General features: G+C 62.1%; 4 protein-coding genes. 3 read left to right on the top strand and 1 reads right to left on the bottom strand.

The window, feature by feature from the left end:
- Nucleotides 1-363, top strand: a 363-nt coding sequence (locus VFL64_RS14100) for a hypothetical protein (protein ID WP_489541013.1), incomplete at its 5' end; no start/stop codon positions are given.
- Here the strand turns inward: VFL64_RS14100 and VFL64_RS14095 are convergent.
- Complete coding sequence (locus VFL64_RS14095) at nucleotides 329-1,195, bottom strand: hypothetical protein (protein ID WP_489541012.1); 867 nt, start codon at nucleotides 1,193-1,195, stop codon at nucleotides 329-331. The two genes, VFL64_RS14100 and VFL64_RS14095, sit on opposite strands and share 35 nt — an antisense overlap.
- 249 nt (nucleotides 1,196-1,444) lie before the next feature.
- Between VFL64_RS14095 and VFL64_RS14090 the strand changes: the two genes are divergently transcribed.
- Both VFL64_RS14090 and VFL64_RS14085 read left to right on the top strand, forming a co-directional pair.
- Nucleotides 1,445-2,641, top strand: a complete 1,197-nt coding sequence (locus tag VFL64_RS14090; RefSeq protein ID WP_489541011.1) for a DUF6792 domain-containing protein — start codon at nucleotides 1,445-1,447, stop codon at nucleotides 2,639-2,641.
- A 100-nt stretch (nucleotides 2,642-2,741) separates the two neighbouring features.
- A partial coding sequence (locus tag VFL64_RS14085; RefSeq protein WP_489541010.1) for a hypothetical protein occupies nucleotides 2,742-3,354 on the top strand: 613 nt, incomplete at its 3' end.

Here is a 3,354-nt window from a genome sequence, read left to right as displayed (position 1 = left end):
GCGGCCCTCACCGCACGGGGCGAGTTCGACGCGGCCTTGGCGGTGGCTGCCGAGGCCGTGCCCCTGCTGCGCCGCAGCGGCATCTTCCTGGCCCGGGCCGACGTGCTTGCCTGCCTGATGGCGCGTCGGCAGAGCCATGACATCGCGATGCGCCTGCTGGGGGCTGCCGACCGCTTTCGCGCCGCCTGCGGCAGCTGCCGCAACATCACCGAGGCACGCTGCCGCACCCAGGCTCTGGCGCTTACAGAAGCGGCGTCTCCCCCGCAGCGTGTGCTGCAATGGCAGGCCGAAGGCGCCGCGGCCAGCGACGACGAACTGTCCGCACAGATCACCGCAGCGCATGCCGAGGCGGCCCGGCTTTGAGGAACTCCAACAGCATCTGCGCCAGCAAGCCGACTACGTCATCGTCGGTCCAGTACGCGGTATGCGACAGCGGCGTGCTGCTCTTGAGCAGCCAGTTGACCAGGCCCTGGCCGGCGTTGATGGGCCGATCCTGGACCAGTTGCGCGTAGTCGTCCGACAAGGGCGCCAGCGGCCATCCCAGCACATCATCCGGGTCGTAGAAGTTGACCCACTTGAAATCGGCGCTGCGGCCCGGTGGCGGTTGGATCGGCCGGATGGTCATGGTCTTGTGCGCGGCCACAAAGATCGGGATGTTGCAGCCTGTGGTGATCCAGCGCCTGCAGGTGCGCCCGGATAGAAACCCAAGCTCGGCGTCGGTGAATGGGCGCCCGGCGATCCGCGGGGCGAACTCCTGGATGTCCCGCCAGATGCCGGCCGCCACACTCTGGCCCATTCGAAGCTTCTTTTGTGCGTCGTACAGGTAGTTCGACATCACCTGGCACCCCAGCGACTGGCTGATCAGCACGACCGGCTGGTCGGTGCCGTGTGCCTCACAGGCGTCGAAGAGCGCTTGGGCGATCTGCAGCTGGGCCAGTTCATAGACCGAACCAGGGTCCTCCTTGCCGGTCTCCAACCCCGCCGCGTCGGCCAAGCCGAACAGCAGGAACCTGCGCAAGTCGTCATAGTGCATCGGCGCCTGCCGTTCCGCGCGATCCCACACCGTGCGCTCGTTGTCCTGCAGCAGGTCCTGGTAGTAAACCGGGTGGATCCCCAGGTCGATGGCGCTCGCGCCCAGGCGCGGCTTGAGGCGCTGGACCAGCGCGGCTTCATAGCCGCGCTCGGTCTCGCCCATCCCATGCAGAGTCAACAAGGCAGTGTGCGTCATTTGGCATTCCTTTCTGGCCGGTGCCCGCGGCAATAGGAAGCAGGCCCGGACGCAGACGTTGACACCACGCGATCGTCTGGTCATCCCTCTCGCGAGGGACGGCCCCTTCGACCGGCTCTTCATCATCGTTGGGGATGGCTCGCCCGGGGGCGCGTCACACACTTCATTCGATCCCGCGCACAGCGGTCACGACACACGCCCGAAAGGATGGCAAACATGTCAGTCAAGTCTTCTCTCGCCCTATTCGAGATCCTTGTCACATGCAGTTTGCTGCACGGCTGCTCGCACACGCCGCTTGAAAGACCGGATATCGACAAGGTGAATGCAGACTTCTACTGGCCCTACGCAGCCATTGCATCCAATGTCTATGCCACTGGAGGCGCAGTCGACGTGGACATGAACGCAGCCTTCGCGTCAGAGTACCTGAGGGCGGAGCTCCGCGATTCAAAATCCCCGGAACTGGCCCAGGCGTACATCAACCGGTCTCGAAAGAGGCCGACTCCGGGAGATAACCCATCATTGCCACGGGCTGCCTTGCCAGGCGCATACGAGGAAACCACGGGAGACAACAAGCTCGAGGACAAGGAACCGAAGGTGCTGGAAGACTGCAACTATGAGGGCAGCAAGGATCCCAGCGTGCCGGTTCACACCCTCAGCCAAGACTATGGATGGACGGACGTACCCGAACTGAACAAATACCCGAAGTCAAGGCGCTGGAGCTTCTTCATACCCGACCTGGCCATTGACGTATGGAGGCGCAAACTCAGCACCAACCCCAGCCCGATGTTCGAGTATGCAATCGTCTACCGCGGCACCGTGGGAAGCGGTGGCTGGTTCACCAACTTTCGCGGCTTGGCGGCATTTACGCCGGCAATTTGGGACCAGTATCTACAAGCCCAGGAGGCCACCACATTAATAATTAATCAGATATACAACCTGCACACCTTAAGTGACGAACTATTCCGGCGCGCGGAGCGAACGAAAATCACGATCACTGCCGTCGGCCATTCACTTGGCGCCGGTCTCGCGCAATATGCCTACCTGAAGACTCCCCAGATCGACAAGGTGGTGGGATTTGATCCATCGCCCCTCAACGGCTCATCACTGGTCCCTCTTGATGAGAGAGCGAAGGTGATGAGGCAGCGGGCCGTCCAAGATGGCACCTCAACGATATTCCTGCTGAATGAATATGGCGAGATGCTCACCTCGCTGGCACCCTGCGTCTCAGGACCGATCTGGGGTGACGAGGGCGGGCCGATTGTCTCGTGCAGTGCCGTCAACCTGAGCCGCGGCAACCCGATCCGGCAACACAACATGCCGCAACTGGCTTGCAAGCTCTATGTCGCCAGAACCGAATTAGCCAACAAGACCGCGAATGTGCTGCCGCCCACCAATACGTCTGCTCGACGCTAGCCTTCTGCGCCAGTGAAACACACCACCCCCTTCGGAATGCCATGCATCCGAAGGGCGGTGCCAAATGCATTCGCCTTTTCAAACTCCACGGAGATGCATCATGAAGGTCCATCCATTCAGGTTCTTACTGGCTATCGCATGCGCCTGCGCCAATCAGGGCACCGCGACGGCAGCGCCGGCCCAGGCCATCGACGTCGCCTCGATCACGCCAAAGTGCGAAGAGCCTTTTCGGATCAATGCAGATGCCTCGGGCTGCGAAGCGGACCGAATTGCCTTCTCGAAGATCAAGGCAAAGGAAGCCTGCGACAGGATTGCAGGCGCTGCCTGGAAGGACAATGCCTGCACTGCTGGGAGCGATTCCACCAAACTGCCAAGTCCGAGTTGCGGCACCGCGTTACCCGATCTGTCATACAACGCGGAAAAGAAAGCATGCCAGGTTGTGCATGACGTGCCGCGAAGCGGCACGGGCGACTACGTCGGCGACTGCTTCAGGATCATTGCAGCGCCGCCTGACGGCCTCGACATCAACCTCCCGGAGGAGACCTACTGGAGCGTCGTGTCGCAAGCCCGGCTGGGCAGCGACGATCAAGAACTGGTAGTCGCCCCGGCCGATCCGGTCAGACTCGGCTTGACGGTCGGTTGCTCGCACCGCCAGGGCTCGAAGGCACAACGCGTCAAGGCCAGTTCACTGATCACCTACGGTGCGCATCGGT

This window comes from Rhizobacter sp., assembly GCF_035702065.1.
Classification (GTDB): Bacteria; Pseudomonadota; Gammaproteobacteria; order Burkholderiales; family Burkholderiaceae_C; genus Rhizobacter.
This window is presented reverse-complemented; position numbering and strand designations above follow the sequence as displayed.

Bases quoted from the DNA above. Each gene is read 5' to 3' on its own strand.
- VFL64_RS14095 (WP_489541012.1), bottom strand. From the start codon at position 1,195: ATGGGCGAGACCGAGCGCGGCTATGAAGCCGCGCTGGTCCAGCGCCTC.
- VFL64_RS14090 (WP_489541011.1), top strand. From the start codon at position 1,445: ATGTCAGTCAAGTCTTCTCTCGCCCTATTCGAGATCCTTGTCACATGC.